Here is a 26,645-nt window from a genome sequence, read left to right as displayed (position 1 = left end):
ACGAGGCTTTTTTATACTCTTTATTTAATACTTGGATCGCCTTTTTTTAAGAAAAAGCGAATCGCTAACTTTTGCAGAAATGTTCCATAAGGAGGGTGGAAAAGCTGCGTCGGGAAAAACCGATGACGAATAAATACAGTTTTTGCATGAGAAAGTTCACGGAAACCTTCTTCACCATGATATGACCCCATGCCTGAGTTACCGATACCACCGAAAGGAGCATCATGGTTAACTACATGCCAACCCCAATCATTAATGGTCACACCGCCCGAATGAGTTTCACGTAAAATACGATCACGTTCTACCGAGCTATGTGTAAAGCAATAAAGTGCTAAAGGTCGTTCATCCGATTTCACATAGGTAATCGCATCATCTAAAGAATCATAAGCTACCACTGGTAAAATAGGGCCAAAGAGTTCTTCTTTCATAATGCGCATATCTGGCGTGCAATTCAGCACAATCTGTACAGGCATTCTGCGACCTTGTTGGTCAAAGCTGTAAGTATCGCAAGGAATAATACGGGCACCTTTTTCTTGTGCATCGGTCAAGATATCTTGAATACGTTTTAAATGGCGGTCATTTACAATCGATGTGTAATTTTCATTGTTTGTGATGTTTTGACCAAACATTTTTATAAAGCTTGATTTTGCAGCATCTACAAACTCATCAATACTTTCTTTGGGAACCAACGCATAGTCAGGTGCTACGCAGATTTGACCACTGTTTGTTGCTTTACCATGCGTAATACGTTTTGCCGCATCGGCAAGCGGGTAGTTGCGGCTTACAATTGCAGGAGATTTACCACCTAACTCAAGTGTAACAGGTGTTAAGTTTTCAGCTGCTGCTCGCATGACGACTTTGCCAATTGCAGGAGAACCCGTAAAGACAATGTGGTTAAATGGCAAAGAGGTAAATCTTGCTGGGTCTGTAATTTCTTCACCAAAAACCGCCACTTCATCTTCGTTAAAGACTTCAGCCAGCATGCGTCGAAGCATTGCATTAGTATTCGGGGTAATTTCAGGCAGTTTAATCATGACCCGATTGCCCGCAGCTAAGGCTGCAATAAGCGGGCCAAGTGCTAAATAAACGGGGAAGTTCCAAGGAACAATCACACCAACCACGCCTTTAGGTTGGTATTGCACACTTAAACGATTTGATAAAAATAAAAGCTCGGTACGGCGTTTACTTGGACGCATCCAGCGTCGTAAATGATGAATCGCATGATCAGCCTCCAACACAGAGCCAAGCAAATCTAATAGCTTAGATTCATCAAGTGATCTTGAACTAAAATCGGAATTAATCGCAGCAGCTAAAGCATCTTGATAACGGATAATTTGTTTTTTAAGTTGATGTAGTTTTGTGCGGCGTGCTTCAAGACTTGGGTAAGGATCTGCTTCAAAATTGGCACGTTGTTTGGAAAAAATAAGTTCCATATGTTCAGTGGCAGAGCCGCTATATTCTTTTAAGGTGGACTGTTCCATTATTATTCCTTCCATACTTTTGCTTATCATACTTTATGCTTGAAGCGTCATATGGTCGATGTTAAATTGAGACAACAAGAGGTAGTTTAGTGCCATTATGCACGTCACTCTAGGGATGGTGTGAATTAAATGCCTAATAATGTTTATAAAAATACAAATGCGGTTATCAAAGGAAATTATGATAATACATCCTTAGGTTCCAATACATATTTGCTGGGTTTGACCAGTTTATTTGATGAAATGGGTTTGCAAGGCCATTCAATATCAGATGTTTTATCTGGCACAAATATTTCGCCAGATGCGATGAATCAATCCTCTTTATATATTTCCCAAGTCCAAAAAATTCAGCTATTTCAAAATATTCAAAAGCTATCACATGATCCACTCATTGGTCTGCGCGCAGGGCAAAAGCAGCGATTGTCAGATTTTGGAGTATATGGCTATGCGTTATATTCCTCACGTAATTTTAGACAAGCAGTCGAGCTTGGCATTCGACACATTAAGCTTGCAGGGCCTATTTTAAAGAAGTCATTTTATATTCGAGATGATGTTGCCGTTTTTGAAGGGCAGGACATTATTGCACTGGGTAAGCTTTTACCTTTAGTGTGCGAGTTTTGGTTTAGCTCAATGCAAACTTTAATTGAACGGGTACTTGAAGGACCATTTCAAGCGAAGAAGCTTTTATTACCATACCCAGCGCCTGACTATGCAGAAGAATATGAAAAAGTGTTTCGTTGCCCCGTTCAGTTTAATGCTGGGGTGATGCAATGGCATTTTGATTTAAAGTGGCTCGATGTACCTTGCCCAAATGCCAACCCGATTACAGCCGATATGTGTAAGTCGTTTTGTGAGCGGATGCTAGGTGCTGCTGAACTTGAAGAGCCAGAGTTGGTGAAAACGATTCGTTTAATACTATTGGATGGAACGGGGCTTTTTCCATCAGCTCAAGAAATGGCTAAACGTTTACATATCTCAAAGCGGACCTTACATCGGCGTTTGGCAGGTTTTGATTTAACCTATCAAGAATTGTTAGATGAGACTCGGCGCCGTCTTGCTGATGAATATTTGCGAGAGACAACTTTAACTATAGATGAAATTGCTGAGAGAATTGGCTTTTCAGATACTTCTAATTTTAGAAAAGCCTATCGCCATTGGACAGGCATTTCACCAAATGAGTATCGAATACAGTACCTAAATTAGATTAAGGTTTGTTTGTTATTTAAATCGAGAAAGTAACTTTTTCTGCAAAAATGGATTACAGAGCAAAATCGCAAATAAAATAATAAATATGCCGATAATGCTAAACAGATCAGGTAATTCATGCCAAAAAACAAATCCCCAAATTCCTGCAAAAATAATGGCAATATAGTTCATTGGGCCAATTTGGCCAGCTGGGGCTAGGCTATAGGCATAAGACATAAAAAGTTGGCTTATATTTGCTAAAAGTCCTGCGGCAATGAGTAATGCTAGTTCATGCCAAGTGAAAATTCGCCAATGCCAGAACATCGGAATAGAGGAAATTAAACTACCAAAAACACAGAAGTAAAAAACGATACGTTCAGGTGGCTCTGTACTGGTTAAAGCTCTTACGGTGACAAAAGCCATTGCTGATAAAAAGCATGCACCCAAGCCAATAAAAGACAATGCGTTAAATAGACCTTGGTCGGGTTTAGCGACAAATAAAACCCCAATGAGTCCAATCACAGCGGCAAAAATCATCGATTTAGTAATTTTTTCTTTTAAGAAAAGCCATGCAATAAGTGGAATAAAGATAGGAGATGAGTAACTAAAAACCATGGCATTTGAGAGTTTTAAGTTTGCAATGGCATAGAAAAAACCGTACATTGCGGCAAGACCCACAATACTTCGCCAAGTGTGCATCCAAAGTTTATCGGTTTTAATAAAGTCTAAACCTTGTTTAAAGAGCATCGGAATAAAAATAAATAAACCCACTGCATTTCTAAAAAACACGACGGTCGCATTGTCTACTGTTTGTGAAGCAAAACGAATGCACACTCCCATAATGGAAAATAATAATGCTGATGTCATAAGACAAAGCAGCGCTTTTCCAAGTTGAGTTGAGGGGAGATTTGAAGCAGTCTGATTTTGCATAGAGAAATAGAGTTCTTAATTTTCGATGTTATTTTAGCAGCGATGTTAAGTTTTAGTGAAATGTGTCGTAATTAAGATGGGAAATGTGAAAAGATGAGGTGATATGCCTCATCTTTTAAACCTTATTAGGTCACGGGTGCAGGGTTAAATACAGCGAGTGAGTTATGAATACCCCAACGGTCCGACCACGTTTGTTTTTCGCCACTAGCCACTTGTAAAATCAGTTCAAAAAGTTCCCAGCCCACTTCTTCAATAGTCTTCTTTCCAATCGCAATATCGCCAGCACTGATATCAATCAGGTCATACCAACGGTTTGCAATATTGTTTCGGCTTGCCATTTTAATGACAGGTACGGCTGCCAGCCCGTAGGGTGTACCACGACCTGTGGTAAAGACTTGAACAGTAATACCAGATGCCATTTGCTGCGTACCACAGATAAAGTCACTCGAAGGGGTAGCCGCAAAAATTAACCCCTTTTTTGTCGGTCTTTGGCCCGGTGCGAGAACTTCTACAATCGGTGAGCGGCCTGATTTTGCAATTGATCCCATCGCTTTTTCTACAATGTTATTCAGTCCACCTTTTTTATTACCCGGTGTGGTATTGGCACTTCGGTCTACTTGGCCTGCTGCTAAATAGTCATCGTACCATTTCATTTCCCGAATTAGATCTTTGGCAACTTGTTCATTTGCTGCACGTGGAGTAAGTAGGTGAATACCATCGCGGACTTCCGTAACTTCAGAGAACATGACTGTACCGCCACATTGCACAATCAAGTCAGCTGCGAAACCAACGGCAGGGTTAGAGGTAACTCCCGAAAATGCATCACTCCCACCACATTGCATGCCTACAACTAAATTAGAAACTGGAACTTCTTCTCGAGTACGTTGATTAAGCTTTTCAAGGTGTTGTTCTGCCACGGTTAAAATATGGTTGACCATACTTTCAAAACCGTTATGGCGTTCATCTTGCAACTGAATAATATCTTCGTTTGCTAGGGGGATATATTTGTTTTCTTTAGGAATGTTTAGAAGTCGTTCGGGTTGCATTTTTTCGCAGCCTAGACTCACCACCATAATTTCTCCACCAAAATTAGGGTTGAGTGCAAGATTATGAATTGTACGAATAGGAACAATTGCAGCGGGGGCATCGATTGCCACACCACAACCATATAAATGGTTTAATCCGACTACACCATCTACATTTGAATATTTAGGAAGTAAATCACGTTCAATAATTTTAACGACATAATCAACAATACCCTCTACACAGTTAACACTGGTCGTAATACCTAAAATATTCTTTGTGCCGACACTGCCATCTTTATTTTTATAACCTTTAAATGTATATCCGGTCAGTGGAGGAAGCTTAGGATCGGGGCGAGTTGCTAATTCAAGATCATCTAGCTCAGGTGCCTCTGGCATTTGGGTAACGGCTTCATTTACCCATGAACCTGCGGATAAATCTTTATTTGCATAACCAATAATTTCCCCATAACGAACAATTGCTTCACCTTGCTTTAATGACTTTAATAAAACTTTATGTCCCTGTGGCACATGATCAACCAAGATGAGTTGGTATTCTTCAATATGTGTAGAAGGTGGTAAACCGCCGTCATTCACTACAATGGCTACATTATCAAGAGGACTAATTTTTATGAGGAGAGGCTTCAGCATGATCATTCCTTGTATACATTTGAAGAGAGGTCATAACGCTTAAGTTAGTTAAGCGTTATGACTTAAAGTTTTAAGAGGTAGGTTTTAACTCGAAGCGCTGGATTTTGCCCACAATAGCGGTATAGCAAATTACTGCTGCAATCGCATGCACACCGACATAAGTCAATGCAAGGTTGAAAGAACCAGTACTTGCTAAGATATAGCCGATCACAATTGGGGTCACGATTCCTGCCGTATTACCAAACGCATTCATCATTCCTCCTGATAAACCCACCATTTCTTTTGGTGCAACATCAGACATGACTGCCCAACCTAAAGAGCCGATGCCTTTCCCAAAGAAAGATAAGGACATAAAGAATACGATTGCTGCTTGAGAATCGACGTAATTACACATAATAATTGAGGTTGAAACCAAGAATCCGACTACGATAGGTAGCTTTCTTGAAAAGCTTAAGCTGTAATTCATTCGAATTAACTTATCTGAAATCAAGCCACCTAAAATTCCACCTACAAAGCCGCAGAGTGCAGGTGCAACTGCTGCAAAACCTGCTTCTAAAATGCTGAGATGTCTTTCTTTGACAAGGTAAACAGGGAACCAAGTCAAGAAAAAATAGGTCAGTGTATTTACACAATATTGTCCAATAAAGATACCGAGCATCATACGTGAAGCAAGCAGCTGCTTAACTTTGCTCCAAGTAATTTTCTCTTTTTTACTATTTTGGCTATTTTCACCCATGTCGAGTAAAGCACCTTCTGAAGCAATATATTTTACTTCTTCGGGATTTACTGTTGGATGATTGGTCGGGCTATAAATGACCTTAAGCCAGATAAAGGAAAGAATGATTCCGAGACCACCCATGACCCAGAAAATAGACTGCCAGTGGACGGTTGCAACAAGCCAACCCATTAGGGGAGCAAAAAGTACGGTTGAGAAATAAGAGGATGAGTTAAAAATGGCAGCGGCAGTTCCACGTTCTTTGGTTGGAAACCATGCGGCAGCAATTTTACTGTTACCCGGAAAAGCAGGCGACTCAGACAAACCAACTAAAAATCTGAGTACAAAGAGTGAAGTAATGATGGTCGCAGTATCACCTAAAATGTCGGTAAAACCGATTAAAACCGTGAATAACGACCATAAAAATAGACTCCAGAAATATACACGGCGAGCACCAAACTTATCGAGTAGCCAACCACCTGGAATTTGACCAATTACATAGGCCCATGCAAAGGCCGAGAAAATATAACCCATGGTGACTGAGTCGATTCCCAGCTCATGAGACATTGGCGTTGCAGCCATTGAAAGGGTTGCACGATCACCGTAATTAAAAGCCGTGACCAAAAAAATCATCGCAAGAATGTAGTAGCGAGTTTTTGTATGTTTGGCTCTTTGCTGAGTCACTACAGCAATATTTGTTTGCAGATTATCCATATACAAACTCTTTTTAATAATCGACCTATTTGCATATCCGTGAAATAGGTGACGTCATGTCAAATTCATCGATAGAATAGATGAGAAAACGGAATTTTGTATCTACTCTATAGTCCTAGTTCTAAAACCGCGTCTTTAGATGTATGACATCATATGATTAAAAATATTATTTTGGCAAGTAGGGTCGAAAAATAATTTTTATGCGGGTTTATATTGACAAGTTGTCTGATGTCTTATAAGTTTTGGTGATGAAAAAATAGTATCAGAATGCCAAGGAGTATTTTAATGGCGACCTCTACACCTATTGTTAAATCCATTCGAGCAATCCCTGTTGCTGGACATGACAGCATGCTGCTCAATTTGAGTGGTGCTCATGGGCCTTATTTCACTCGTAATATACTTATTATCGAAGATAATTCTGGAAATATTGGTGTAGGTGAAATTCCGGGTGGAGAAAAAATTTTAGCGACGTTAAATGATGCTAAAGCCTTGGTAGAAGGGCAACCGATTGGCGAATATAAAAATCTACTTAAAAAAATTCAACAAACTTTTGCTGATCGTGACAGTGGGGGGCGAGGCAATCAAACCTTTGATTTACGTACCACAATTCATGTTGTAACGGCTTATGAGTCAGCATTACTTGATTTGCTGGGCAAGCATTTAAATGTGAATGTCGCAAGCTTACTAGGTGAAGGCCAGCAACGTAGTGAGGTTGAAGTTTTAGGATATTTATTCTTTATCGGTGACCGAAAACAGACTTCATTAGACTATGCGACTACACCTCAGCATAACCATGACTGGTATAAAGTCCGTCATGAAAAAGCGTTAACACCCGAGGCAGTACAGCGTTTAGCAGAAGCATCTTATGACCGTTATGGGTTTAAAGACTTTAAGTTAAAAGGCGGCGTGTTACAGGGCGAACAAGAAGCTGAGGCAGTAACTGCAATTGCGCGCCGTTTCCCGGATGCACGTGTAACGCTTGATCCAAACGGAGCATGGTTTTTAGATGAAGCAATTGCTTTAGGTAAACATTTAAAAGGTGTGCTGGCCTATGCGGAAGACCCGTGTGGTGCAGAACAAGGTTATTCAAGCCGTGAAATTATGGCCGAGTTTAAACGTGCAACAGGCTTACCCACTGCGACCAATATGATTGCTACGGACTGGCGAGAAATGTCACATAGTATTCAATTGCAAGCCGTTGATATTCCTTTGGCTGATCCACATTTTTGGACATTGGAAGGCTCGGTTCGAGTGTCGCAGCTCTGCAATATGTATAACTTAACGTGGGGTTCGCATTCTAATAATCACTTTGATATTTCACTTGCCATGTTTACCCATGTTGCTGCCGCCGCGGTAGGTAAGGTTACGGCAATTGATACACACTGGATTTGGCAAGAAGGTACAGATCAACTGACTAAAGCACCGCTTGAAATTAAAGATGGTAAAATTCAGGTACCAACAGCATCGGGACTTGGGGTTGAGCTGGACTGGGACCGAATTAATCAAGCCCATGAACTTTATAAATTAAAAGGTTTAGGAGCTCGTAATGATGCGGATGCGATGCAATTTTTAATACCAAATTGGTCATTTAATAATAAAAAGCCATGTTTGGTTCGTTAATATTTTACCGATATCTTTGAAAAATTCGCTTTTTGAGTTTTCTTAATGCTTTGCTGTCCATATGGGCAGCTTTTTTTATGTCTAACGATAGTCCTAATATTGAGAGTTTTTAAAGATATTTTATAAAACAATAGGTTAAATTATTTTAGATAATGAACTTTGATCTTTTTTAAAAATTTAATTTTTCAGAGGAAAAATATATTGATTAAAATAAAATTTATGATGTAAGATGTCTGACAACATAAACATGTATGGATATTTTCTAATGGATGCTCTTGAGTTAAAAAACATTGTTTCTGATGGCCTTCTTTCTTTTCCGGTTACTGACTTTGACCAAAATGGGGACTTTAACAAATCTTCTTATGCAAAACGTCTTGAATGGTTAGCGCCTTATGGTGCAAGTGCATTATTTGCTGCGGGTGGTACAGGCGAGTTTTTCTCGTTAACTGGAAGTGAATACTCTGACGTGATTAAAACAGCTGTCGATACTTGTAAAGGTAGTGTACCGATTATTGCTGGGGCAGGTGGTCCGACACGTCAGGCGATTGAACAGGCAAAAGAAGCAGAGCGCTTAGGTGCACACGGTATTTTGTTAATGCCACATTACTTAACTGAAGCAAGCCAAGAAGGTTTAATTGAACACGTTAAGCAAGTATGTAACTCAGTAGACTTTGGTGTAATTTTTTATAACCGTAGCGTATCAAGACTAAATCTCGATTCAATCCAAAAGTTAGCCGAGATGTGCCCGAATTTAATTGGCTTTAAAGACAGCTCTGGTCAAATCGATATGATGACAGCAGTGACTCAGACTATGGGTGACCGTTTGTCGTATTTAGGTGGCCTGCCAACAGCAGAAGTTTTTGCAGCGCCATATAAAGCCTTAGGTTGCCCAGTTTATTCATCAGCTGTATTTAACTTTATTCCAAAGACTGCAATGGAGTTTTATAACGCGCTTCGCAGTGATGACTTTGAAACAACCAATCGTTTGATTAAAGATTTCTTCTTACCACTGATTAAAATTCGCGACCGTAAATCAGGTTATGCGGTAAGCATGATTAAAGCAGGTGCCAAAATTATTGGACATGATGCAGGTCCAGTACGTCCGCCATTAAGTGATTTAACTCAAGCAGACTATGAAGATTTGGCTGCGCTCATTGCGACACTTGGTCCGCAATAATTTAACTGTTTAGGTAGTGGAGCTTTAAAATGAGTAAAAATAACGGTCGGCAGTTTATTAATGGCCAACGCGTTGCTGCAAATGCACCAGCTTTAGAAAGTATAGGTGCAAAAGACTATCAGCCAACAGGTTATGTATTTAGTCAGGCGACCCTTGAAGAAGTGGATCAAGCTGCTCAAGCTGCTCATAACGCTTTTTTAGTTTATAGCCAAACGACTCAAGAACAACGTGCATCTTTTCTTGAAGAGATTGCTCGCCAAATTGAAGCATTGGGTGCCAACTTGCAAGAAGTCGCTTCACTTGAAACAGGCTTACCACTTGCTCGTCTTCAAGGAGAGACAGGCCGTGTTACTGGTCAGCTTCGACTGTTTGCTGAACTTTTACGCCGTGGCGATTTTTATGGTGCTCGTATTGATGTGGCATTACCAGAACGTAAGCCTTTGCCGCGTGTCGATTTGCGTCAATATAAAGTTGGGGTAGGACCGGTTGCTGTGTTTGGCGCGAGTAATTTCCCACTTGCATTTTCAACAGCTGGCGGTGATACCGTAGCTGCTTTAGCAGCAGGGTGTCCGGTTGTCTTTAAAGCACACTCTGGTCATATGGCAACTGCTGAGCTTGTTGCAGAAGCCATTGAACAAGCAATCGAAGTTTGCGATATGCCTAAAGGCACATTCAATATGATTTTTGGCGGTCGTATTGGCGCAAACTTGGTAGAACATCCACTGATTCAGGCAGCCGGTTTTACGGGGTCTCTTGAAGGCGGAATGGCACTTTATAACCTTGCGCAGAGTCGTCCTCAGCCAATTCCATTCTTTGCTGAAATGTCGAGTGTGAACCCTGTAGTGGTTTTATCTCAAGCGCTGAGTTCTCGTGGTGAACAAATCGCACAAGATACGGTTGCCTCATTTAATATGGGATGTGGCCAGTTCTGTACAAAACCAGGGTTAATTTTAGGCGTACAAGGTCCTGAATTTGACAGTTTCGTAGCAGCTTTAGCTGAAAGCACGCAAAAAGCTGTGCCTCAGGTCATGTTGAATGAAGGAACTTTAAAAAGCTACCGTCAAGGTATTGATGCTCTAAACAGTGAAGCTGGTTTTGAAGTTATTGCGACAGGACAAGAGGCCGAGCTAGTTTCTCAAGCAAAAGCACATCTGTTTAAAGCGGATCAATCTGTTTTATTGTCAGGCAACCCAAAACTACAACATGAAGTTTTCGGGCCAATGTCGATTGTGATTGGCGTAGAGGATGAAGCGACTTTGTTAAAAGGGATCGGGGCTTTAGGTGGACAGCTTACGGCAACGATTATTGGTGATGAAAATGAGCTATCCGAAGCAGGCGAGCTTCTTCATTTGCTAACCGGTAAAGCTGGCCGTGTATTGTTTAATGGTTTCCCGACAGGAGTTGAAGTGTCTGATGCAATGGTGCATGGTGGTCCTTTCCCTGCAACGAGTGATGCACGCGGAACTTCGGTGGGTACAGGAGCGATTGAGCGTTTCTTGCGTCCGGTATGTTTCCAAAATACACCACAAGTTTTATTACCCGATGCATTAAAAGATAGTAATCCACTACAGATTACTCGTCTGGTCAATGGGCAATTAACTCAGGCTCAAATTTAAAAGTTGTGCAGCTCAATCAACGCTATTGAGCTGCATATTTTTTAACTTATTCAACGCATTATTAAATATCAACAGAAGCATAAGTTGCTTACTTTTTAAATATGTGTGAGGGTTTGATAACAGAGATAAAATATTTTGATTTTAATAACTTAGAGGTATAAAAACCGAATATGACTATCGTCTAAGTTTATAGTAAAATGAATTTTCTAATTTTTTCAACATTTCATGAGTTCTTCAGATTATGTCTAGCGCAATTAAACCTAGATCAACAAAAAAACTAAGCCAGATTATTGTAGAACAACTGATCGAAAAAATTCAGTCTGGAGACTTCCAAGTCGGAGAGAAAATTCCGACCGAACTTGAATTAATTGAAACTTTTGAAGTAAGCCGTTCTGTTATTCGTGAAGCCATCACTGAGTTGCGTTCTTTAGGGTTTGTCGAGACTCGTCACGGGATTGGTACTTTTGTAAAAGAACAGACGGTTGAACAGAATTTTTTGCTGTCTAATGCCAGTTTAGAAACCATTAACGATATTGTTTCTTTACTTGAGCTTCGAATTAGCCTTGAGTCGGAAGCAGTTTTTTTAGCCTCAGAGCGCCGTAAGCAAATCCATATCGATAAAATGAAAGCTGCGCTTGAAGACTTTGAACGTCATATTTCATCAGATGCAAATGATGGCACAGTAAAAGCTGATTATGATTTCCATATTGCCATTGCTGAAGCTTCTGAAAACCAATATTTCGTTGATTTTCTAAAGTATCTGGGTGAAAAAATTATACCGCGTGCACGCTTAAAATCTATTGAGCAAAGTCCTGAAAACCGCGAAGAATATTTAAAAGCGGTTCATCATGATCATGTCAATATTTATAACGCAATTGTCGATCAGGATGGTTTGTTGGCTCGACAAATGATGCGAGCTCATCTGTCTAAAAGTATTAAAAAGTTTAAGCAGTAAAACTTGAGCTAATATTAAGATAAAAAAGAGAGCTTATTTAAGCTCTCTTTTAATTTTATAGGGTGTTATTTACAGCTAAAGTTTTCAGCTTTTTCGCTATTGCCTTGACCATTGTAACGGGCAATCAGTGGGTAAGGGCAAAGTGGACGGGTACGGTCTGGTGCCCAGTCTTGTGGAAGTTCAGTATTCACTTGACCACTTGGGTTACCTACGCCGCGTGCAGTCGCAATGATTTTGTCAGGTGCTTGTCCATATTCCACCCAGTTGACTAAAGCAGTCAGCGCATCAAATTGGTCGGTCGCAATACCATCACGGGTATGGTTCATGCCCGGAACTCTAAAGAAACGCGCAAATTCAGGCGCTGTACCTTTTGCATCATTTTTATAATATTGTAGTAGCTGATCGTACCAATTTTGGGTGTCATCTACAGAGAAGACGCCGTCTGCTGTGCCTTGTACCACAATCATTTTTCCACCGTGATTACGGAGTTTATTCAAATTCAATTCATCAGGGGGCATCATGAAGGACATCGAACTTTCAGTATAAATATCATTGGTTGCCGAGAGTTTTGGATAATCGGTATCGAAGTTAAAATTAAAGGCAAATTGTCTAGAATTTTGAGTCACAGTTGGGTCTGGCGGAACCTGAAAAAGAATGCCGACAGCAACTGGGTCACGCGCTGTTCCCACCGAAGATTCGAATTTCCAGCTTGCCCAGTTGCTTCCCACTAAACCGGGGTCGAAAGGCTGGGTTGCATAGAGCGCTTGTCCAGCCGAATTTACAGGGCCACGGTAAATGTTGGCTAATACATCAATTTGTTCGGTGCTTAAACAAGTACCATCTCTTGTGCTTGAGCAAACAGGTACATCTTTGTGAATATCAAAAGCTGTACGACAAGATTCGACATCTTGAACCAAGCCATCTGCAACACCGTCTAGAGCATCGCATCGATCTAAAATCGCTTTTGCTAATACTTTTCGCTCTGAACGAGTAAGGGCGGTACTTAAGTCATTTTCATCTGTTGCGACACGACGAAGCTGCTGCGCCGTGTAGAGTTGCGCCGCTGCTGCACGAGGTAAGTGAAAACCCGGTGTACTTGCTAAAATTCCATCATATTGATCGCCCAAACGGGTTGCGGCAATCATGGCATGACGCCCACCATTAGATGTACCGCCTGCATAGGAGCGGTCTGGAAATTTGCCATATGCGGCTTTAATTAGGTTTTTTGCCATAGGCGTGAGTTTGGTAATTGCACCATAGCCATAGTTGATTCTGGCTTGAGGGTCTAAACCAAACATTGGATTTTGTGAAGCATTATGTCCAGCATCGGAGGAAATAACCGCAAAACCATCATGTAGAGCATTGGTGAGTGGTCCACCGCTACCAACCTGACCTGTTGCAGGGACTAAATTACCATCGGTTCCACCATTGCCTTGATAGAGAAAACGGCCATTCCAGTCTATTGGTAAGCGCATTTCAAAACCAATTTGATAGGTTTGTCCATCGACAGGGCTTACCCGTTGATCCATATAACCTTTGACCAAACAATGTGCGCCAATCGGTTTATTGGCGACAGTCAATGTGCCTGCTTCTTGAAGGGTAGCTGAGCTAATGACTGTATTGTTGTATTGAAATCCGAGTAAGTCCGTACAGCTTCCTGTCATTTTTATGCCCACAGCAGGAGACAACTGCGGTGGTTTGGTTGTTGAGGGAATCGTTGTGTCATCATTATCACTTCCACAGCCTGCCAAAGAACCAAGCATGGCAAGTACTAAAGCGGAGCGGGTCAAAATTCGTTTATTGTTGGTGTAATTCATTTATTCATATCCTTATTGAATGAATGTTTGTAATTAATCTAAAACCAAAAAATTAGCTGTGCTTCGTGCAATCATTTTGTTGTTTTGCCAAGCTTCACTTTCGAGATTCAGTACGGTTTTGCCTTGTTTAATGAATCGGCATTTTGTAATGACTTCACCTACAGCACAGGGCCTTAAAAAATCCATTGTTAAGTTGATGGTGGTAGCGGGTTTACGGTCATTGGCGAGAAATGCAAAAAGTCCCATCACATCGTCAAGCATGGCGCAGATCATGCCGCCTTCAACGGTGCCGCGTGGATTGGTAAAGCTTTCTAGGGCTGTGTAATGGATGTTAAGTTCAGTGTTTTGATCATTCCAATGGATATTGTGTCCGCCCAAATGGTGGTGGATGGGCGGTAAGTGTTCTAAAGTTTTTTGATCCATAATGAAGGCTCCATCCTTTTTGTAGGTGTTATAAAAATTATTATTTCAAGGTGTAGGCATCATAAATAACTGCTTTACCCAAACGCATTGCACTACCTACTGCAACGGTCTGGTTAAGCCATGAGTATTTAGGTGAGCTGGTTTCAAACTGCATGGTAATTTTGAAATAGTAATTTTTCGGGTCGACATCTTTGCCTTGAGCAAGCTGTTTTAGTGTTTCTGCTGAGCCATGTCGGTAACCTTTGGTTTGAAGATAAATCAGTGCACCGTCATCGGTTTCTAACAAATATCGCGTATCAATAATTGCCAATCCTTTACTGTCGACAATTTGCCAATCTGCGCCATTATTTAAAATGCGGCCCTTAAGTGATTTCCCTTCGAATGTCCCACCTGTAATGGGAATAATTCGGCGTTTACCTGCATCACTGGTCGTGCCTAATTCCCAAACAGGCGCATTTAGATCAACACTAAATTTTGCTAAAGGCTCAAGCTGAATGGGTGGTGGGCTATATTGCGTTTCTGCATGAGTCAGGCCAATGAGACAAATTCCGCAGAGTAGCGTTACAACTTTCTTCATGATGAATTTCCCGAAATAAAAAGAGGTTCTATGTGTGACAGAACCTCTGGTTTTGAATTATTTAAATTTCCATGTGTAGTCGATGTTGATACGGGTTTCGTTTACAGGTTTGATATTGGCTGTAGAGAGCATGTTGTTGTCATAAATGGCGTAGCGCGCGCGTAGCCCTAGATTTTTTAACCAGCCACTTTGAACGGTGTAGCCTAAATCAAAGTCTGTTTCGCGTTCTTTTAAATTGGTCCCACCTAAGTTGGGTGCATAAATATTGTGACCTGTGGTGTAACGGGTCATAAAACGTAAACCCGGTACATAATCTTTAAAGTCATATTCATAACGGAAGCTATAGGCTTTTTCTTTTGGGTTTAAAAACTCGCCCGGCCATGTGTCAATGAGAAGTCCAGTTTCACCTCCCGTCAAATACGGAAAAGCAGTGTCGCCGTGATGTTGGAAGGTGCCAAAAATAAATTTATGGTTTTGATGTTTGAGTTCGAAATGCGCATGATAAAGATCATTATCGACTAAACCTGCTTTTGCTTGTCCGTCATCTCGGCTGCGGTAGTAACGTAATTGCGAACTAAAGTTGGTGGTGTCGTTAATTTTAAATTGGTGTAAAGCACCGACCATGGTTTGGTTATAAAGATCATCAACATCCATATAAAAAGCGGTGAGTTTGAGTGCAGGATTAAACTGATAGTTTCCACCTAAATAATAAAGCCCATCAGTTTCGGCACTTTTAAATCGTCCATTCACCCCAGAAATTTTAATTTTTTCATAGTTGGTTGAATCCCGATGATTCACTTTATCGAGGTAGGCCGCTTGTAAGTCGAAGTCTTTAATATCTTTACTGGTCAGTGAAATTCCTCGATAGGTTTGAGGAAGTAAACGAGCAGGTGAAGCCACTAAAACTGGGTTCATCGGCATTAGCGTACCAATGCGTAGTTCAGTCTGACTCATTTTGGCTTTTGCTGTGACTCCAATTTCTCCGTAAGAGTCAGCAGGTTCATTGGTACGCGTGTCTCTAGGTAAGTTTCCTGTACCGCCATGCTCTGCGTCGGCATCGAGTTTAAAACCCGCCGTCGCAAGTACATCCAGCCCAAAACCGACAGTCCCTTCGGTATAACCTGAATTGGCTTTAAGAATAAACCCTTGTGTCCAGTCCTTGGCAGCAGGGTAAGCAGATTGCTCTTGATAGTCGCGGTCAAAATAGAAATTTCGCGTGGTGAGTTCTACTGAGCTGTTGTCAATAAAATTGCCAGCCCACACTGAACCTGAGAGCATAAGGGTAGAGTACATCCATAATTTCGACATAGCATTTCTTCCTGAAATATCATTTTTTGTTTTCAACAAGGCATAGTTGTTGTGTGCCTTATTCGGCTTTTAAATCGAATTATTTTCCGAGTAGTTCTCGGGCCACGATTTCTTTCATAATTTCATTGGTTCCCCCATAAATTTTTTGTATCCGCGCATCCACAAAAAAGCGTGAAATCGGATATTCCTGCATGTAACCGTAGCCACCAAAAAGCTGAAGTAATTGGTCAATCACTTCACATTGGACATCGGTGATAAAGCATTTCAATGCGGCAACTTGAGTGACGCTTAACTGGTGTTGTTGATACAGCGCTGCACATTGGTCTACAAAAGCTTGAGCGGCTTTTGCTTTGATTTGAGCGTTTGCGAGCACAAAGCGCGTGTTTTGCATTTGGCTTAAAGGTTGTCCGAAAGCTTTACGTTCTAGTACATAGTCTTTGGTGATTTCGATGGCGCCTAAAATTGACCCCAAAGCCATGATGGAAATACTCAAACGTTCACGAGGTAACTCTTGCATTAAATAAGCAAAGCCTTGTCCTTCTTCACCCAAACGCTGAGTTGCAGGCACACAAACATCATCAAAAAAGAGCTCGGCTGTATCTTGGGCATGCAGCCCGATTTTTTGCAAAGACCGACCTTTTTTAACGCCGTCTAAAGTGGCATCGACTAATAAAATTGAAATACCTTTTGCTTTGGCCTGTGGATCGGTTTTTGCTACCAGAACGATCAGGTCGGCATGCAAACCATTTGAGATAAACGTTTTTGAACCATTCACACGATATTGGTCATTTTCTAAAATGGCCTGAGTGCGTATAGCCTGTAAGTCTGAACCAGCATTGGCTTCGGTCATAGCAATTGCAGTGACGACTTCACCTGTGACCATTTTCGGTAACCAATAACGTTTTTGCTCTTCAGTTCCAATATTTTGCAGGTAAGGAGAAACCAACTCATTTTGCCCGCCAATGGCAACCGCCAAAGACGCAAAGCCCGCTTGAGCCGTTTCTTGAACCAGCATGAGGGAGTAATGAACAGGAGCGCCGTAACCGCCATATTCCTCAGGCACATCAACACACAAAAAACCATTCTCCCCAAGACGAAGCCATAGATCACGTGGGATAAGGCCATTGTGTTCCCACTGTTCGTAATACGGGGCAACCTGTTCTTTTAAGAACCTGCGATAGCTGTCCCGAAATAGTTCAAATTCTGTATCGTGTGGCATGTTGAACCTTTTTTAGGCAAAAGTGAGGCTAAGGCCCAAACCGAAGTTTGAGCTTCCTTTTCTATTTCAATTGCTTATTGCTTTAAGGTGGGCACTCGGATAATGAGCGGATTATCAGTCTGCTTTTGATAAAGCTCATCAATTAAAGGGGCACGACGTTTCGTAATACTGCTTTGATTGAGGTTGCCTTTATCGGTCACTTCGCCTGCATCGAGTTGAGGTGGCTCAGTCATTAAATAAAGCATTGAGACTGTATTTGAACTACCAGTCGCATCTTTATTAAATGTCGTTAAAAATTGGCGGAACCATTGCTGGACTTTAGGGTGTTGTAATATCTCTGTTGCAGAATGTTCGCCCAGTTTAAGACCAGCTTGTTGAGCACACGCGTCTAGTTTTGGAAAAATCAAAAAGCCAACCGCATTTAGGTTTGAACCTGTAATGCAGACATCTTGAACCAGTAAATTACCTTGAATGAGCACTTTGTTGCGTAGTGTGCCCACATTCACAAAAGTGCCTGTATTGAGTTTAAAGTCTTCGGCAATTCGTCCATCGTACATCAGTCCTTTGGTTGGATCATTGATGTCGACCAAACGAACGGCATCGCCTGTATGGAAAAAGCCTTCATCATCAAAAATAGTACTTTGTTGGTCCGCCTTTAAGCGCCAATAGCCTTTCATGACATGTTTGCCACGAACGCAAAACTCAAGTTTGTCACCACATGGAACTAGCTTGATTTCGCATCCCGGAGCAGGGTAACCAATAAAACCAGCCATCACGCGTGGGCCAGTTGTAAAAGCACAAGAGGGAGCAGTTTCAGTCATACCCAATCCGCTCATAATGCGAATTTTTTCTCCGCAATGTTGCTGGGCAATTTTATCGAGTCTGTTCCAGCCCGCTTCTGAAAGCGCTGCACCTGCAAAGAATAGAATTTTAACTTTGGCAAAAAAGCGGTCTCTTAATTCTTCATCTTTTTCTAACGCTTCGGTGAGTTCTTCCCAACCTTTTGGCACATTTAAATAAACTGTTGGAGAAATTTCTTTGAGATTACGAATGGTTTCGTCAAATTTTCCTGCAACGGGTTTGCCATCATCAATGTAAATCGTACCGCCGTTATAGAGTGCGATGCCAACATTGTGACTGCCGCCAAATGTGTGGTGCCAAGACAGCCAGTCGAGTAGGACAGGCGGCGTTTCTTCAAACTCAGGGAAAGTCTGCAATAACATTTGCTGATTAACACACAACATTAAATGCGTGGTTGGTACAGCTTTAGGCAATTTAGTTGAACCTGATGTAAATAAGAATTTGGCAATCTGGTTTTCATCAAGGGTTTGGTAAAACTCTTGAACATTTGAAACTGGCGTATCTAACAGTGATTGAAAAGATGTGCAGATCTGATCGCCCACAATCCCTTTATTGGTCACCACTTCAATGTCGGATGTAATACATGCTTGAATGGCTTTGGCAAAGGCTTGTCCATCGCTGGCATAGACCATACCCGGTGTAAGCACTTCAAACACATGTTTAAGTTTGCCAAAGTCTTGAGAAATCAGAGAGTAGGCAGGGGAAATAGCCGAGAAAGGCACACCCGCCAGCATGGCACCCATAGAGAGTGTTAAATGTTCCAGATCATTACCACTTAAAATGATGAGTGGTCGTTCTTGGCTTAAATTACGGTCATGCAAAGCTTGAGCAATGTGCCATGCGCGTTGTAGAACTTCTGCATAACTCAGTTTGACCCATTCGCCTTGAGCATTGCGTTTTGCTGCAAAAATATGGTCGGGTTTGGTTTGTGCAAAATGAATTAACTGATCTGTCAGTTTTTGTGGATATGGTTTTAATTGCTCTTTGGGGCTGATATAGAGCGTGTCATCTTTATAGTGATAATGAATATCATGTTGCCCTAATTTTACGAACCGTTCGCGGTCTTGTGATTGAGTGGCATTCATTTGCATTTCTTTCACTCCATGGAAAGCGCATCACTGCGCTTTATTTTTTTGCATCATGCAATTTTTATTTAATATGTTGTTGTCCGCATTAGCCTGACTAAATCGGGTAATGACGTGATTGGGTTTGAATGGTAATCCAGCGTAGTTCGGTAAATTCGGCAACAGAGACTTTACTACCAAAACGTCCGTAACCACTCGATTTTGTTCCGCCAAATGGCATTTGTGCTTCGTCATGTACGGTTGCTCCGTTAATATGACAAATACCCGAATCAATCTGTTTAGCGACTTCTAATGCCAGCGAAATATTTTGGCTAAACACTGCCGAAGACAGACCAAACTCGCTGTCATTTGCCAGTGCTACGCCTTCTTCAATGCTTGAAAAACGTTGAACTGTGCATACAGGTCCAAATGATTCTTCGCGGTAAAGCAGCATGTCAGGTTTGATATTGAGCACCAGCGTCGGTTGCATGGTGGTGTCTTCAATATGGATACCTAAAGGTAAGTCAGCACCTTTGTTTTGGGCATCTTCTAGCAAATGCTGAATACGGTTTGCAGCACGGCGACTTTCTAAAACACCGAGTACATTGTCTTTTGAGGTTGGATTACCTGCCTGAATAGAGCGGGTTTTTTCAATCAGTTTTTCAATAAATTGGTCGGCAATATTGTCTTGAATCAAAACACGTTCTGTCGACATACAGATTTGCCCCTGATTGAAAAACGCCCCGAAAGCCACAGCATTTACGGCTTCATTAATATCAGCCTCATTTAAAACCACAACCGGGGCTTTACCACCGAGTTCGAGCAAAACTGGTTTTAAGTATTTAGCCGCAGTCTCTGCAATAATTTTGCCGACTTTGGTTGAACCGGTAAAATTAATGCGTTTCACAGCTGGATGAGACACTAAACGCTCCACGATTTGTGGTGCATCTTCTGCGGCATGCGTAATCACATTGACCACACCTTCACCTAGACCTGCTTCATGTAACACTTCACCAATGAGACGATGTGTTGCTGGGCAGGCTTCCGATGCTTTTAACACTACCGTGTTACCACAAGCCAAAGGCATAGCAAGCGCACGTGTTGCCAAAATGACAGGAGCATTCCAAGGTGCAATTCCTACAATCACACCACAAGGAACCCGCACACCCATCGCAAGATTGCCCGGCACATCTGACGGAATCAGACTTCCGTCAATTTGTGTGGTCATGGCTGCGGCTTCACGTAACATGTTGGCAGCAAGATGAACGTTAAACCCATACCATGTTGCAGTTGAACCTGTTTCTTGCATTCCAGTTTCAACGAATTGCTCGGTTTTTTGGTCCAGTAGATCAGCTGCTTTTAACAAACGTAAGCGACGTTCGGTAGGCGAGAGTTTCGACCATACTTTAAAAGCTTGTTGTGCCGAATCGATTGCACGATCAACATCTTCCAACGTTGCAGCAGCAGCTTTAGTTGCCACCGATCCATCAATTGGACTGATACGCTCAAAAGTTGCCTGATTTGATGCATCAACAGATTGACCGTGAATTAGTAACTGTACATTTTGCATGGGTTGTGTCCTTACATTGCCATTAAAGAATCAAAAGTTAACCAGTACGTTTATAACTCTGTAAACCCGGTTTAATTGATTTTTCATCTAAGAATTGTTTCAAACCTTCTTGGCGGCCATTTTCTGTATCGCGGTGGATACATTGATCAAGTTTGGCATATAAGTAGTCTTCGTTTTGGTCCCATGTCAGTTCGCGGCAACGCTTAAATCCATTTTTAGCGGTACGAAGAACCACAGGGTTTTTCTCAAGTAAGCAATTTGCAAGTTCAGTCACTTCTGCTTTTAATTGGGCAAGCGGTACGCTTTTATTCACAAGGCCCATAGTTTCGGCTTCTTTACCACTAAAGGTTTTACCCGTCATGATGTAGTACAAAGAGGCACGGTGACCAACAGTGTCTGCCATTGCTTTGCTTACAAGGTTACCCGGTGGGATCCCCCAGTTAATTTCAGATAAACCGAAAGTTGCTTCATCTGCTGCAATTGCGAGGTCACAAGCCACTAAAGGTGAGAAACCGCCTCCAAAGCACCAGCCGTTGACCATAGCAATGGTTGGTTTTGAATACATACGAAGAAGTTGCCACTGCCAACGACATGAGTCACGGCGAATACGTTCTTGATAAATTTCAGGCTGAGTGTCGACTTCGCGGAAATATTCCTTCAAATCCATACCCGCTGTCCAAGAGTCACCAGCACCCGTCAAAACTAAAACACGCGCATCTTGATCAAGCTCAAGAGTTTCGAGCACATCAATCATTTCACGATTAAGTGTTGGGCTCATGGCATTTTTCTTTTCTGGACGGTTCAGGGTGACCCATGCAATTCCATCTTCAACTTTGACATCTACTGTTTCCCAGCGGTTTTCATAACTCATCTTCATACTCCTTGAATGATTTTTAGCTGTTCTGGGATTTAATCTAATATCAGTTAAACTTACATTCAAGTCTTTTTTATAAAATTTCATAAATATTTTTTAATTCATTGTATTATAAATACAAATTATTTTTTAAATTAATTTAATATAAAAATATGTTGATTTTTTAGTAAGTTTAACTGATATTTTTGGTGTGTTTAAACAACAATACACAAAGGGCTAAATGGAACGACTAGTCAATAAAGGACAACACAATGGAAAAAATATCAGGACAGCCTTCAAGGGCAAAAATCACGTTGCTACTGTGCTTTGCCATAGCAATTTTTGAAGGGTTTGATCTTCAATCAATGGGGGTAGCCGCTCCACGAATGCGGGCTGAGTTTATGTTAGACAATGCCCAGATGGCGTGGGCGTTTAGTGCTGCAATTTTAGGGACGTTACCAGGTGCAATATTAGGCGGTCGGTTTGCCGATATCGTCGGGCGTAAGAAAATTCTGATTTTTAGTATTTTACTTTTTGGAATTATGTCTTTGCTAACGGCTTATGCTGCTAACTTTAGTTTGCTATTACTCATTCGTTTTTGTACAGGTTTAGGAATGGGTGGAGCACTTCCGATGATGATTACACTTGCCTCTGAAGCTGTACCTGACCAGCACAAAGGCACCGCAGTGAGTATTATGTATAGCGGTATTCCTTTTGGCGGATTACTCACTTCTGTGGTTGCGATGTCATTGGCAGGTGATGCAGAGTGGCGTCATATTTTCTATATTGGTGGGATTGCACCTATTTTACTCATTCCACTGATTATGCGCTTTTTACCTGAGTCAAATGATTACCTGCAACAAAAAGTTCAAGCGCAAAAAACGACACCATTCTTGGAAGTTTTATTTGCGAAAGAGCGTCGTATGTCAACCATTCAGCTTTGGGTCAGTTTTTTCTGCACGCTAGTGGTACTTTATTTCTTGTTGAACTGGTTGCCATTGCTGATGGGTGCGCAAGGCCTATCAAAACTACAGGCAAACTATGTACAGATGGGCTACAACGTTGGCGGAATTTTAGGTTCAATCTTAATGGGTGTATTGCTTGATAAATTACGCATGAGCTTTGTGATTAAATTAATTTATCTCGGCATTTTATTCTCACTGTGCTGTTTAGCAATTTCTCCGACAGTGGCTTTACTTGCACTTTCGGCAGTGGGTTGTGGCCTATTCATTGTGGGAGGACAATCGGCGCTGTATGGTCTGGCTGCTATGTATTATCCAACTGAAATGCGTGGAACTGGTGTAGGTTCAGCAGTTGCAATTGGCCGTATTGGTTCGTTTGCAGGGCCTTTAATGGCAGGTTTTTTACTCTCGCTTGGACAAAGCTCGACCATCGTGATTGGTTCAAGCATTCCAGTGATTTTAATTGCAGCGATCTCTGCATTACTTCTTGTCAAAAAACCTAAACAGCCTGTACATTTAGTACAAAGCTCAGGTGCTCGCTAAGTTTTAACGAAAGTATGGGGTTAGAACCTCATACTTTCACTACAGATTTTCTTATGATGAATGAAAGGTTATGGTACGTTCGAATTTAGTTCCAAAAAAAGTAGAAGATGAGCCTAAGTTAAGTTATATGATTGCTCGTGTTGACCGAATTATTAGTAAACATTTAACAGAACATTTAAAAGAGCTTGAAATTACCTTGCCGCAATTTACTGCACTTTCTGTTTTAGCTTCAAAAAGTAATTTATCCAATGCCAAGCTTGCTGAGCGCTCTTTCATTAAGCCGCAATCTGCCAACAAAATTTTGCAAGATTTACTGGTGAATGGTTGGATTGAGAAAAAACCTGACCCAACACATGGCCGCCGTATTTTAATTACACTGACAGACAGCGGTATTGATAAGCTAAATAAATGTAATGAAGTGGTTTTGAAAGTTGAAGAAAAAATGCTTGAAGGCATTGATATTAACTTGGCTTATTTAATTCGTAATAACCTCGATATTATGGTGAATAATCTTAAAAATTTTAAATAATTTAGATTAAGATTTTCTAAAATTAGTAAATTATACTAATAAATTGAAAAACAGCGATCTAAAGATTATTTAAATCGCTGTATATAATACTAAATTTATTTAGAGCAATATTTTATTGCAGATGGAGAGACTGTTGGTTCTGAATTTAGCCATTGTTTTGTTGGGGTCACTGTAATATCACAATTTTCAGCAACTTTAATTTTAAATGCACTCCAATAGAAGCTTTCTCCAGTATTTGAAGTAGGTGTAAAAATTTGAATTCCTTTCATTGTGTTTAATTCAACTTTTATTGGTGAACCATAAATACCTGGATTGGATGTACCAGAATAGTTGTGAACAAAATAATGGTAATCACCTACCATTAATTTACTTAATGTGATCACTTCAGGGCCATAACTCGTCGTATCATCAACATCTAAACTTATAAAAGGATGTCGCAAAAGCGCTCCCTGATCGATGAATGAAACATGACTGCCATCCGGGGCTAGCATATGCGAGTCAATATCATCGGGGTTTTGGCCCCAAGTCAACCTAACCGTAATATTTTGGCTTGGCTCTGTTAAAATTAAGCAATCATTTAAAGTGCTATTTGATGCTAATACAGTATGTTCAACGGTATTACTGCGTAAACTATTTGCTTGACCATTAATTAATACAATAGAGTTTTGTTTTGCTGCGGCTAAGAACTCACCATTATTATTGGTATTAGTAATGGTGTAGCCAGAGTAGTCTTTGCCCTCAAGCAAAATTTGAGCATTAGCAATTCGTTTTCCACTTGAATCTGCTAAGCAGCCAGCAACATTTGTGGTCTGATAAGGAATATCTGCATTTACAACATTTAATGTACTTGAGCTACCTGCGTAGAAACGATTTCCGTTGTTATCCGTCTGTAAGGTGAGTGTTTGGTTACCATCCTGAAGCCAATAACCACGAGTAGGGTCAAAATAATAAAGTGGAATGGTAGCAGGGGCAATTCCTCTCGCCATTAAAGGAATACGAATATTAGCCAATTGGTTAGCTATCAGTTCAACTTTTGCACCAGTGCTATCTCTCAAATCAACAACCATGGCTCCAAAACTTTCCAACGGTGCTCTTGTATTGTTCACTTGAGTTGCTAAATCGCCTGGCATATTGCGCACTTCTTGTGCAGTGTTAATGAGTGCAAAACTCACATTTACATTACCTTGAATAGGCTGTTCATCTACACGTTTTAGACTATTTGGGGCAATAACAACTTGAGCTGTACTGTTTGCTAAGTTTACCGTTCCACCAGTGATGGCAGAAACAGACCCTCCTAAATTTAAAGGTATGAGTTGAACAATAATACCTGAGAGTTCTTGCTTATCCACTAAATCGACAGTAACAAATTGATCTGCATAACCAGTTTTACTAATTTTAATGACAGATCGACCAACAGCAATTTTTTGTAGTTGTGCTTTACCTTCTATATCAGTATTTAATGATACTGTTTTATTTACTATGCTAACCTGAGCATTATTAATTTGATTACCTGTAGTATTATCAAACACTTGTAAGGCAACACTTGCGGAAGGAGTCGTAACAGGTGAAGTTTCATTTGGATCATTATCGCTATCATTACAAGCCATTAAGCCCATACTTAATGCAATAATTAGCGGTAATTTTTTAAAAAATAATAAATTTCTCATCGATAAATCTCTAATCTGATAAATATAAATAATTTTTAAAATTGTCGTTTTAAAGCTGTGTTATTAATTTTAAAACGAGAATAAAGTCATCCTTTTTAATGAGTGATTTGAAAGTAAATATTTAATAAAAGGTGATTAAATACCTATAATCTAAAATAAATGAGTTTAAAATATATTATAAATTTATTTTTTATTAAAGAGGTTGTTTTGAAGATTTATTATAGAGTGGTTTTTAAATTACTCTTAATAATCAATATTTTTATTTATATTATTTAATAAATTTACGACTATATTTTATCAATTTAAAAATAAAAAATAAGTTAATTTTGATATGACAGTAAACCAAGTTGAGTACTTTTTTAAAAAATTAATTTAATCTTGATCCATAAAGTGGATGCTTATAAATGTCTGAGCTGTTAGATTCACACAGAAAATTTATTTCATTTTGCAAATGAACTTGCTAGCATCGAAGTGACGTTTTTGGTGATGTGTGGCAGCGAATGTCTTCAGGACAACAAGTTTTACTTAAACTAAGAAAAATGATTATTTCAGGGGAACTTGAAGGCGGTGCCAGAATTGCCGAAATTCCGACTGCCGAGTTACTTGGTGTTTCAAGGCAGCCTGTTCGTATTGCCTTTCGGTTGCTCGAGCAAGAAGGCCTCCTCATTAAAAACCCAACTCGTGGTTACACGGTTCGTGAAATTTCAGAACAACTGGTACATGACGCACTTGAAGTACGCGGTGTTCTGGAAGGTTTGGCTGCGAAAACTTTGGCAGAACAAGGCCTAAGCGAAGAACAAAAAAAGACGCTACAACATTGCATTCAAGAAACTGAAAAACTATTTAATGAAACAGACGAGTTTGGTGATGCTGAACTGGAACGTTATCACCATTTCAACGTCATTTTTCATGACACGATTATTGAAGGCGCGCAAAACGTCGCACTCATACAAGCCTTGGCGAAAAATAATCAGCTACCAATGGCATCTGCTCAAGCTATTACCTATGACCAGAATCAAGCTTTGTCTGAATATCGTCGTTTGCACTATGCGCATTTACAACATTGTTCGATTTTCGATGCATTGGTACATCGTCAGGCAGGGCGTGCTGAAACTTTAATGCGTGAGCACAGTAGTGTGGTGATTTTGGGTGAAACGCTAAGAAATGTTCTCAGCGCCTAAGGTAAAAT

Annotated in this window: 21 protein-coding genes; 8 read left to right on the top strand and 13 right to left on the bottom strand. The window is 40.6% G+C overall.

Translation table 11 applies throughout. The features are described from left to right. Window positions 1-20 precede the first annotated feature (20 nt). Complete coding sequence (locus tag ACTJJH_RS15270; protein ID WP_000438225.1) at window positions 21-1,481, bottom strand: coniferyl aldehyde dehydrogenase; 1,461 nt, start codon at window positions 1,479-1,481, stop codon at window positions 21-23. A 129-nt stretch (window positions 1,482-1,610) separates the two neighbouring features. On the opposite strand from ACTJJH_RS15270, the gene ACTJJH_RS15265 reads away from it, so the two are divergent. Then, window positions 1,611-2,681, top strand: coding sequence for an AraC family transcriptional regulator (locus ACTJJH_RS15265; RefSeq protein WP_017403129.1), 1,071 nt, complete (start codon window positions 1,611-1,613; stop codon window positions 2,679-2,681). 15 nt (window positions 2,682-2,696) lie between these two features. On the opposite strand, the gene ACTJJH_RS15260 is transcribed toward ACTJJH_RS15265, so the two are convergent. The 3 genes from ACTJJH_RS15260 to ACTJJH_RS15250 form a co-directional block, all read right to left on the bottom strand. Beyond that, window positions 2,697-3,593, bottom strand: coding sequence for a DMT family transporter (locus ACTJJH_RS15260; protein ID WP_001181015.1), 897 nt, complete (start codon window positions 3,591-3,593; stop codon window positions 2,697-2,699). 125 nt (window positions 3,594-3,718) lie between these two features. Beyond that, complete coding sequence (garD, locus tag ACTJJH_RS15255) at window positions 3,719-5,266, bottom strand: galactarate dehydratase (RefSeq protein WP_017386401.1); 1,548 nt, start codon at window positions 5,264-5,266, stop codon at window positions 3,719-3,721. 70 nt (window positions 5,267-5,336) lie between these two features. After that, window positions 5,337-6,695 carry an MFS transporter gene (locus ACTJJH_RS15250; RefSeq protein WP_002120540.1) on the bottom strand — a complete coding sequence of 453 codons (1,359 nt, stop codon included), beginning with the start codon at window positions 6,693-6,695 and terminating at the stop codon, window positions 5,337-5,339. 285 nt (window positions 6,696-6,980) lie between these two features. Here ACTJJH_RS15250 and gudD point away from each other — a divergent pair, with 285 nt between their 5' ends. The 4 genes from gudD (at window position 6,981) to ACTJJH_RS15230 (ending at window position 12,063) form a co-directional block, all read left to right on the top strand. Beyond that, window positions 6,981-8,315 (top strand): glucarate dehydratase, encoded by a 1,335-nt coding sequence (gudD, locus tag ACTJJH_RS15245; RefSeq protein ID WP_440601370.1) that lies wholly within the window; start codon window positions 6,981-6,983, stop codon window positions 8,313-8,315. A 265-nt stretch (window positions 8,316-8,580) separates the two neighbouring features. Then, on the top strand, window positions 8,581-9,492 hold the full coding sequence (kdgD, locus tag ACTJJH_RS15240; RefSeq protein ID WP_005077071.1) for a 5-dehydro-4-deoxyglucarate dehydratase: 912 nt from the start codon (window positions 8,581-8,583) through the stop codon (window positions 9,490-9,492). A gap of 29 nt (window positions 9,493-9,521) precedes the next feature. Next, the gene (locus tag ACTJJH_RS15235) at window positions 9,522-11,108 is read left to right on the top strand and encodes an aldehyde dehydrogenase (NADP(+)) (protein ID WP_440601369.1); all 1,587 of its coding nucleotides are present in this window, start codon (window positions 9,522-9,524) and stop codon (window positions 11,106-11,108) included. A 241-nt stretch (window positions 11,109-11,349) separates the two neighbouring features. Next, window positions 11,350-12,063 carry a FadR/GntR family transcriptional regulator gene (locus ACTJJH_RS15230; RefSeq protein ID WP_005042034.1) on the top strand — a complete coding sequence of 238 codons (714 nt, stop codon included), beginning with the start codon at window positions 11,350-11,352 and terminating at the stop codon, window positions 12,061-12,063. 65 nt (window positions 12,064-12,128) lie between these two features. Here the strand turns inward: ACTJJH_RS15230 and ACTJJH_RS15225 are convergent, their stop codons facing one another. From ACTJJH_RS15225 to ACTJJH_RS15190, 8 genes are all read right to left on the bottom strand, one after another. Beyond that, window positions 12,129-13,880 carry a tannase/feruloyl esterase family alpha/beta hydrolase gene (locus tag ACTJJH_RS15225; RefSeq protein ID WP_440601368.1) on the bottom strand — a complete coding sequence of 584 codons (1,752 nt, stop codon included), beginning with the start codon at window positions 13,878-13,880 and terminating at the stop codon, window positions 12,129-12,131. 33 nt (window positions 13,881-13,913) lie between these two features. Beyond that, entirely contained in the window at window positions 13,914-14,303 is a 390-nt protein-coding gene (locus tag ACTJJH_RS15220; protein ID WP_004888091.1) for a PaaI family thioesterase, read from the bottom strand. A gap of 40 nt (window positions 14,304-14,343) precedes the next feature. Next, on the bottom strand, window positions 14,344-14,880 hold the full coding sequence (locus tag ACTJJH_RS15215) for a DUF3237 domain-containing protein (protein WP_002131860.1): 537 nt from the start codon (window positions 14,878-14,880) through the stop codon (window positions 14,344-14,346). 57 nt (window positions 14,881-14,937) lie between these two features. After that, window positions 14,938-16,188 carry an OprD family porin gene (locus ACTJJH_RS15210; protein ID WP_197738931.1) on the bottom strand — a complete coding sequence of 417 codons (1,251 nt, stop codon included), beginning with the start codon at window positions 16,186-16,188 and terminating at the stop codon, window positions 14,938-14,940. Window positions 16,189-16,267: 79 nt separating this feature from the next. Next, entirely contained in the window at window positions 16,268-17,407 is a 1,140-nt protein-coding gene (locus ACTJJH_RS15205; protein WP_440601367.1) for an acyl-CoA dehydrogenase family protein, read from the bottom strand. Window positions 17,408-17,481: 74 nt separating this feature from the next. Then, on the bottom strand, window positions 17,482-19,368 hold the full coding sequence (locus tag ACTJJH_RS15200; RefSeq protein ID WP_440601366.1) for a feruloyl-CoA synthase: 1,887 nt from the start codon (window positions 19,366-19,368) through the stop codon (window positions 17,482-17,484). 82 nt (window positions 19,369-19,450) lie between these two features. Next, window positions 19,451-20,902 carry an aldehyde dehydrogenase gene (locus ACTJJH_RS15195; protein ID WP_032037965.1) on the bottom strand — a complete coding sequence of 484 codons (1,452 nt, stop codon included), beginning with the start codon at window positions 20,900-20,902 and terminating at the stop codon, window positions 19,451-19,453. A gap of 37 nt (window positions 20,903-20,939) precedes the next feature. Then, window positions 20,940-21,779: a p-hydroxycinnamoyl CoA hydratase/lyase gene (locus ACTJJH_RS15190; protein WP_440601365.1), complete on the bottom strand. Its 840-nt coding sequence runs from the start codon at window positions 21,777-21,779 to the stop codon at window positions 20,940-20,942. Between the two features lie 248 nt (window positions 21,780-22,027). Here ACTJJH_RS15190 and mhpT point away from each other — a divergent pair, with 248 nt between their 5' ends. Both mhpT and ACTJJH_RS15180 read left to right on the top strand, forming a co-directional pair. Next, window positions 22,028-23,260, top strand: a complete 1,233-nt coding sequence (mhpT, locus tag ACTJJH_RS15185) for a 3-(3-hydroxy-phenyl)propionate transporter MhpT (RefSeq protein WP_372553072.1) — start codon at window positions 22,028-22,030, stop codon at window positions 23,258-23,260. Window positions 23,261-23,330: 70 nt separating this feature from the next. Next, window positions 23,331-23,789 (top strand): MarR family winged helix-turn-helix transcriptional regulator, encoded by a 459-nt coding sequence (locus ACTJJH_RS15180; RefSeq protein WP_002120484.1) that lies wholly within the window; start codon window positions 23,331-23,333, stop codon window positions 23,787-23,789. Window positions 23,790-23,884: 95 nt separating this feature from the next. Here ACTJJH_RS15180 and ACTJJH_RS15175 read toward each other — a convergent pair whose 3' ends face one another. Continuing rightward, window positions 23,885-25,456 carry a carboxypeptidase regulator gene (locus ACTJJH_RS15175; protein WP_440601364.1) on the bottom strand — a complete coding sequence of 524 codons (1,572 nt, stop codon included), beginning with the start codon at window positions 25,454-25,456 and terminating at the stop codon, window positions 23,885-23,887. Between the two features lie 488 nt (window positions 25,457-25,944). Between ACTJJH_RS15175 and ACTJJH_RS15170 the strand changes: the two genes are divergently transcribed. Continuing rightward, window positions 25,945-26,637: a GntR family transcriptional regulator gene (locus ACTJJH_RS15170; protein WP_005802836.1), complete on the top strand. Its 693-nt coding sequence runs from the start codon at window positions 25,945-25,947 to the stop codon at window positions 26,635-26,637. Window positions 26,638-26,645 lie beyond the last annotated feature (8 nt).

It is taken from the genome of Acinetobacter sp. 22301, from assembly GCF_052045285.1.
Taxonomy (GTDB): Bacteria; Pseudomonadota; Gammaproteobacteria; order Pseudomonadales; family Moraxellaceae; genus Acinetobacter; species Acinetobacter pittii.
Note: the sequence above shows the minus strand (reverse complement) of the source record. Positions and strands in the feature narration are given on the sequence as shown.

Coding starts and splice junctions, on each gene's coding strand:
- ACTJJH_RS15260 (WP_001181015.1), bottom strand. CDS start 3,593: ATGCAAAATCAGACTGCTTCAAATCTCCCCTCAACTCAACTTGGAAAA.
- ACTJJH_RS15195 (WP_032037965.1), bottom strand. CDS start 20,902: ATGCAAAATGTACAGTTACTAATTCACGGTCAATCTGTTGATGCATCA.
- ACTJJH_RS15210 (WP_197738931.1), bottom strand. CDS start 16,188: ATGTCGAAATTATGGATGTACTCTACCCTTATGCTCTCAGGTTCAGTG.
- ACTJJH_RS15250 (WP_002120540.1), bottom strand. CDS start 6,695: ATGGATAATCTGCAAACAAATATTGCTGTAGTGACTCAGCAAAGAGCC.
- ACTJJH_RS15230 (WP_005042034.1), top strand. CDS start 11,350: ATGTCTAGCGCAATTAAACCTAGATCAACAAAAAAACTAAGCCAGATT.
- kdgD (WP_005077071.1), top strand. CDS start 8,581: ATGGATGCTCTTGAGTTAAAAAACATTGTTTCTGATGGCCTTCTTTCT.
- ACTJJH_RS15235 (WP_440601369.1), top strand. CDS start 9,522: ATGAGTAAAAATAACGGTCGGCAGTTTATTAATGGCCAACGCGTTGCT.
- ACTJJH_RS15180 (WP_002120484.1), top strand. CDS start 23,331: ATGGTACGTTCGAATTTAGTTCCAAAAAAAGTAGAAGATGAGCCTAAG.
- garD (WP_017386401.1), bottom strand. CDS start 5,266: ATGCTGAAGCCTCTCCTCATAAAAATTAGTCCTCTTGATAATGTAGCC.
- ACTJJH_RS15175 (WP_440601364.1), bottom strand. CDS start 25,456: ATGAGAAATTTATTATTTTTTAAAAAATTACCGCTAATTATTGCATTA.
- ACTJJH_RS15205 (WP_440601367.1), bottom strand. CDS start 17,407: ATGCCACACGATACAGAATTTGAACTATTTCGGGACAGCTATCGCAGG.
- ACTJJH_RS15270 (WP_000438225.1), bottom strand. CDS start 1,481: ATGGAACAGTCCACCTTAAAAGAATATAGCGGCTCTGCCACTGAACAT.
- ACTJJH_RS15215 (WP_002131860.1), bottom strand. CDS start 14,880: ATGAAGAAAGTTGTAACGCTACTCTGCGGAATTTGTCTCATTGGCCTG.
- ACTJJH_RS15190 (WP_440601365.1), bottom strand. CDS start 21,779: ATGAAGATGAGTTATGAAAACCGCTGGGAAACAGTAGATGTCAAAGTT.
- ACTJJH_RS15265 (WP_017403129.1), top strand. CDS start 1,611: ATGCCTAATAATGTTTATAAAAATACAAATGCGGTTATCAAAGGAAAT.
- mhpT (WP_372553072.1), top strand. CDS start 22,028: ATGGAAAAAATATCAGGACAGCCTTCAAGGGCAAAAATCACGTTGCTA.
- ACTJJH_RS15220 (WP_004888091.1), bottom strand. CDS start 14,303: ATGGATCAAAAAACTTTAGAACACTTACCGCCCATCCACCACCATTTG.
- ACTJJH_RS15225 (WP_440601368.1), bottom strand. CDS start 13,880: ATGAATTACACCAACAATAAACGAATTTTGACCCGCTCCGCTTTAGTA.
- gudD (WP_440601370.1), top strand. CDS start 6,981: ATGGCGACCTCTACACCTATTGTTAAATCCATTCGAGCAATCCCTGTT.